This is a genomic window from Mycobacterium neumannii, from assembly GCF_048452905.1.
GTDB classification, from domain to species: domain Bacteria; phylum Actinomycetota; class Actinomycetes; order Mycobacteriales; family Mycobacteriaceae; genus Mycobacterium; species Mycobacterium neumannii_B.
Genome location: NZ_JBCGVF010000007.1, coordinates 1 through 4,953, shown reverse-complemented (window position 1 = coordinate 4,953; position 4,953 = coordinate 1). Strand labels below are relative to the sequence as shown.

2 protein-coding genes and 2 pseudogenes are annotated in these 4,953 nt (G+C 66.8%); 1 reads left to right on the top strand and 3 read right to left on the bottom strand.

Annotated features, from left to right (window positions below; genetic code table 11):
- Positions 1 to 122: 122 nt before the first annotated feature.
- The 3 genes and pseudogenes from AAHH99_RS20275 to AAHH99_RS20265 all read right to left on the bottom strand — a co-directional run.
- The gene (locus tag AAHH99_RS20275) at positions 123 to 2,036 is read right to left on the bottom strand and encodes an ABC transporter ATP-binding protein/permease (protein ID WP_418770710.1); all 1,914 of its coding nucleotides are present in this window, start codon (positions 2,034 to 2,036) and stop codon (positions 123 to 125) included.
- A 204-nt stretch (positions 2,037 to 2,240) separates the two neighbouring features.
- Positions 2,241 to 2,819: pseudogene (locus AAHH99_RS20270) on the bottom strand (FAD-dependent monooxygenase); the annotation flags it as partial.
- Between the two features lie 125 nt (positions 2,820 to 2,944).
- Positions 2,945 to 3,112, bottom strand: a pseudogene (locus AAHH99_RS20265) (FAD-dependent monooxygenase); the annotation flags it as partial.
- A gap of 43 nt (positions 3,113 to 3,155) precedes the next feature.
- On the opposite strand from AAHH99_RS20265, the gene AAHH99_RS20260 reads away from it, so the two are divergent.
- On the top strand, positions 3,156 to 4,808 hold the full coding sequence (locus tag AAHH99_RS20260) for an acetolactate synthase (protein ID WP_418770306.1): 1,653 nt from the start codon (positions 3,156 to 3,158) through the stop codon (positions 4,806 to 4,808).
- Positions 4,809 to 4,953 lie beyond the last annotated feature (145 nt).

Genomic DNA, 4,953 nt, shown 5'->3' with positions numbered 1-4,953 from the left:
GTGGGCGCCCGGCACCCCGCCGCATCACCCGACAGCCGACATCACAGCGCTACCAAACCCGCACCAACCCGGATGCTCAGTTCACTACGCCCACTCAAAGCCTTGACACGACCTACAGCCAGTTAGACCTTCGCCGGTTCGTCACCCTCGACGCGACCCAACCGCCAGTCGCCGTCGCCCAGCAGCTCGAGTTCGTGGGTGTGGTGCTGTTCGACTGTGCTGCGGTGGCTCACGCTGACCAGGATGGTGCCGGGCAGTTCGGTGCGAACCAACTGGTAGAGCATGAACTCCAGGCCCTCGTCGAGCGCGGACGTGGACTCGTCGAGGAACACGGCCTTGGGTTTGGTCAGCAGGATGCGGGCGAACGCGATGCGTTGCTGTTCGCCAGGGGAGAGCACCTTGGCCCAGTCGTCGACCTCGTCGAGGCGGTCCGCCAGATGCGGCAGCGCCACCTTGTGTAGTACGTGTTTCAACGTCCTGTCGTCGATCTCGCCGACTTCATTGGGGTAACTGACCACGGTGCGCAGATCGCCCAGCGGCACGTACGGCATCTGCGAGAGGAACATCGTCTCGTTGGGCCCGCACGGCCGAGTCAGCCGTCCCGAGGTGAACGGCCACAGCTGCGCCAGGCTGCGCAGCAGGGTGGTCTTGCCGCTGCCCGACTTGCCCGTGACCACCAACGAGTCACCGACCTCCAAGCGCATGTCGAGCGGTCTGATCAGTTGTCGGCCGTCGGGGGTGCGGACTTCGACGGCGGAGAGCTCGACGGTGCCGTCCGCGCACGGCGTGGTGGTCAGTTCGGGCAACGCCCGGCCCTCATCGTTGGCGATCACCAGGCCGTGCAGCCGGATGATCGCCGCCCGGTAGCCGGCGAACTGGTCGTAGACGTTGCGGAAGAACGACAGGCCCCCCTCGATGTTGCCGAACGCCGCCGCGGTCTGGCTCATCGCGCCGAGCGTGATCTCACCGGTGAAGAACCGGGGGAACTGCAGCAGATAGGGCGGCACGACGATGATCTGGTCCATCGACAGGTTCCAGCCGTAAAAGCCCATCATGCGGTTGATGTAGCGCTTGTAGTTACTGACCACCGGCGCGAACAGCCGCCGCAGCCCTGACCTTTCGGCGATCTCGCCGCGGTAGAAGGCGACCGCCTCGGACGCGTCGCGCAGGCGCACCAGCGCATAGCGGAAGGCGGCGTTGAACTTCTCGTTGTAGAACGACAGCCAGATGATCGGCCTGCCGATCCAGAAGGCGAAGACCGAAGCCAGCAGCACGTACGCCAACAGGATCCAGAACATCGCCCGGGGCACGTCGCCGATGAACGGCAGCGTGAGCGTCCCCGACAGGTTCCACAGGATCGCGGTGAAGGAGACCATCGAGACAATCGCACTGATCGCGCCGAACAGCAGTGTGGCGGTCGAGGTGTTGTTGGGTGTGTTCGGCAGGCCGCCGACACCGGCGGTGAAGATGTCGATGTCGTACTGGATGCGCTGGTCGGGATTGTCGATGGTGTCGTCGATGAATCGGCCGCGGTAGTAGGCCTTGTCGTCCAACCAGTCACTGGTGAGCCGGTCGGTGAGCCAGACTCGCCAGGCCAACATGAACCGCTGGGTCAAGAAGAGGTCAAGCATGATCCGCGCGACGTGGATGACGGCCAGGATCGCAAAGATCATCATCGACAACCAGAACCCGTCCCTGCCGGAGTTCCGGATGGTGTCGTCGCCCGTGCCCAGGCCGGAGGCCACCACCTGGAAGCTGGTCATCATGTCGTTGCCCTGGAAGGTGAACAGCACCGTCAGGCGAACCCCGATGATCACCGAGAGCAGCAGCGTGCCCAGCCACAGCCAGATCTTGACGCTCTCCGGACCCTTGAAGTAGTCGCCGGTGATGCGCCAGAACTGACGGCCCCACTCGGTGAACTTCGCGATGAGCACCAGGACGATCAGAGTGCACACCGCCGTGATCGCCCAGGCCCGGGCGATCCACACCAGCGATGTCCACAGTTCACTGCCCCAGTCCAGCGTCGGGCTGAACATTCCCTCATTCACTCCGGCAAGGTACCTTCTCCGACCGCCGCAGGCGTTTCAGAAAGACCAACCATGGGCCGCGAGTCGGACGAAGTGCGCTTATCGGGTGAATGTGGAGCGCAGATGGGCAGCGAGGTTGTCCTTCTGCGTCGCGGATCAGCGGTAGCGTCGTGTCGGCGACGTCGGCGTCGGGCGCGGCGACCAGGTGCACGGTCATGCGCTCGCCGGCGACCGCGATCGCCGCTGCGGCGGCACGTTCGAAGTTCGCGACGTCGGCTTGGCCGCAGCCGGACCCGCGTACAACAGCGTGGTGTGGTCGCGGCCGAAGAGCTGGAACAACCGCAGCGGCCCGGTGACGGTGTCGCGTGTCAGCCCGTTCGCGTCGTCGGCCCGTCGTCCTGCACCCGACGCGACGATCGGGCTGTCCGCGTAATCGATGAGCAACTGCGCCTCGCGGCGGATCACGTACTGCGGATCGGTCGAGTCGGCGCCGATGCCGTCGCGGGCGCTGCGCACGGTGCGCCCGACCACTTCCTCGCCGACCGGCCGGCGTTCGGCGTCGTAGCTGTCGAGCAGATCGGGCGTCGTGGCGCCCGACACCGCCAACGCCAGTTTCCAGGCCAGGTTTTGGGCGTCCTGGATGCCGGTGTTCATCCCCTGCGCGCCGGTCGGCGGGTGGATGTGGGCGGCGTCGCCGGCGACGAACACCGGGCCGCGCCGGTAGGCGTCGACAATGCGGTGGCTGATCCGGAACACCGACGACCAGCGCAGGTTGCGCGCGGTGGTCGGTACTGAGGAATCGCGACGAAGCCGAAGGGCACATCGGCGGGGACGTCGAAGTCGGCCTTCGCGACCTGCTCGCCGTTGACGTAGACCAGCTGACCGCGCATCGGCGTTGCCGCGTCGAGGATCCGTCCCAGGAGGCCCAAGTTCTCGAACACCTCGAGTGAGCGCGGTTGTACGCCAACCGCTTTGGCGTACAGCGGCGGCTCGGGCAGCGGGTCGACGATACGGCGGTCGACGCTGCGCCTGGCCAGTTCGATGGCGGCGGTGAGACCGACAAGCCCGGCGCCGGCGATCAACACTTGCGTTTCCTCGGGGTTCGTCACGCGTGGTTATGCTGCCACCATGAGCAGCGATGCGCCGGTTCCGTCGACGGTGAACGCGGGGCATCTGGTCGCGCGGCGGTTGCGGGCGAGCGGAATCGACACGGTGTTCACACTTTCCGGCGGGCATCTGTTCTCGATCTACGACGGTTGCCGGGCGGAGGACATCCGACTGGTCGACACCCGCCACGAGCAGACCGCCGCGTTCGCCGCCGAGGGCTGGTCCAAGGTGACCCGAATACCGGGTGTCGCGGCCTTGACGGCCGGGCCCGGTGTCACCAACGGCATGAGCGCGATGGCCGCCGCGCAGCAGAACCAATCACCGCTGGTGATTCTCGGCGGTCGCGCACCGGCCATGCGGTGGGGTCAGGGAAGCCTTCAGGAGATCGACCACGTCCCGTTCGTCGCGCCGCTTACCCGCTTCGCCGCGACCGCCCAGGCACCGGATGCCGTTGCGGGACTGGTCGATGACGCGTTGCGCGCCGCCGCCGGGACGGCGGGCGGACCCTCGGGTGTGTCGTTCGTCGACTTTCCGATGGACCACGTGTTCAGCGAGGCCGCGGACACCGGCACGCCGGGGGCGCTGAGCGAACCGACCGCGGTGATGCAGGCCGACGGCGACGCCGTGAGCACTGCGCTTGGCCTGCTGGCCGAGGCGCAACGGCCGGTCATCATGGCCGGGACCAACGTCTGGTGGGGGCACGCCGAGACTGCACTCCTGAATATGACCGAGGCGCTGCGCATCCCGGTGCTGATGAACGGGATGGCCCGCGGCATGGTCCCTGCCGACCACCAGCTCGCGTTCTCCCGGGCACGGTCAAAGGCCTTGAAGCAGGCCGATGTTGCGCTGGTGATCGGCGTGCCGATGGACTTTCGGCTGGGCTTCGGGGGTGTGTTCGGCGCGAATACCGCGCTGATCGCCGTCGACCGCTGCAACCCGGAACGACCACAGCCGCGACCGGTCGCCGCCGGCCTGTACGGCGACATCAGCGCCACGTTGTCCGCCCTGTCGGCGGCCGGCGCCAACGATCACGAACCCTGGATCGCCGACTTGCGTGCCACCGAAACCGCGATGCGTGCCTCCGAGGCCGATGAGCTGCGCGATGACCGCACGCCGCTGCACCCCATGCGCGTGTACGCCGAAATCGGCGCCATGCTCGACCGCGATGCGATCGTGGTGGTCGACGCAGGCGACTTCGGCTCCTATGCCGGCCGCGTCATCGACAGCTACGTGCCCGGCGCCTGGCTCGACAGCGGCCCGTTCGGCTGCCTGGGTTCCGGACCGGGCTACGCCCTGGCCGCCAAGCTTGCCCGGCCCAATCGGCAGGTGATCCTGCTCCAGGGCGACGGGGCGTTCGGGTTCTCCGGTATGGAGTGGGATACGTTGGTGCGCCACGGGATTCAGGTCGTATCGGTGGTCGGCAACAACGGTATCTGGGCGTTGGAGAAGCACCCGATGGAGGCAATCTACGGGTATTCGGTGGTGGCCGACCTGCGGCCGGGCACCCGGTACGACGAGGTCGTGTCCGCGCTCGGCGGACACGGCGAGTTGGTGTCGACGCCCGCCGAACTGCGACCCGCCCTCGAGCGCGCCTTCTCCTCGGCGCTGCCCGCGGTGGTGAACGTGCTGACCGATCCGACAGTGGCCTACCCCCGTCGCTCCAACCTGGCCTAGCCCTATTTCCGCGAGCGCGCGTAGTAAGAGGCTGTGTTTCGCGTTGATGGTGATTTCGCCGTAGACGAGGACGTCCTCCTGCTGTTGTTAACGGGCTTGGTGTCCCAACAACAACGAGGAGGACGTCGTGGTTCACAGTAGTGGT

What these genes read in the sequence shown, in the direction of transcription:
- AAHH99_RS20275 (WP_418770710.1), bottom strand. Translation starts at nt 2,036, where the DNA reads ATGTTCAGCCCGACGCTGGACTGGGGCAGTGAACTGTGGACATCGCTG.
- AAHH99_RS20260 (WP_418770306.1), top strand. Translation starts at nt 3,156, where the DNA reads ATGAGCAGCGATGCGCCGGTTCCGTCGACGGTGAACGCGGGGCATCTG.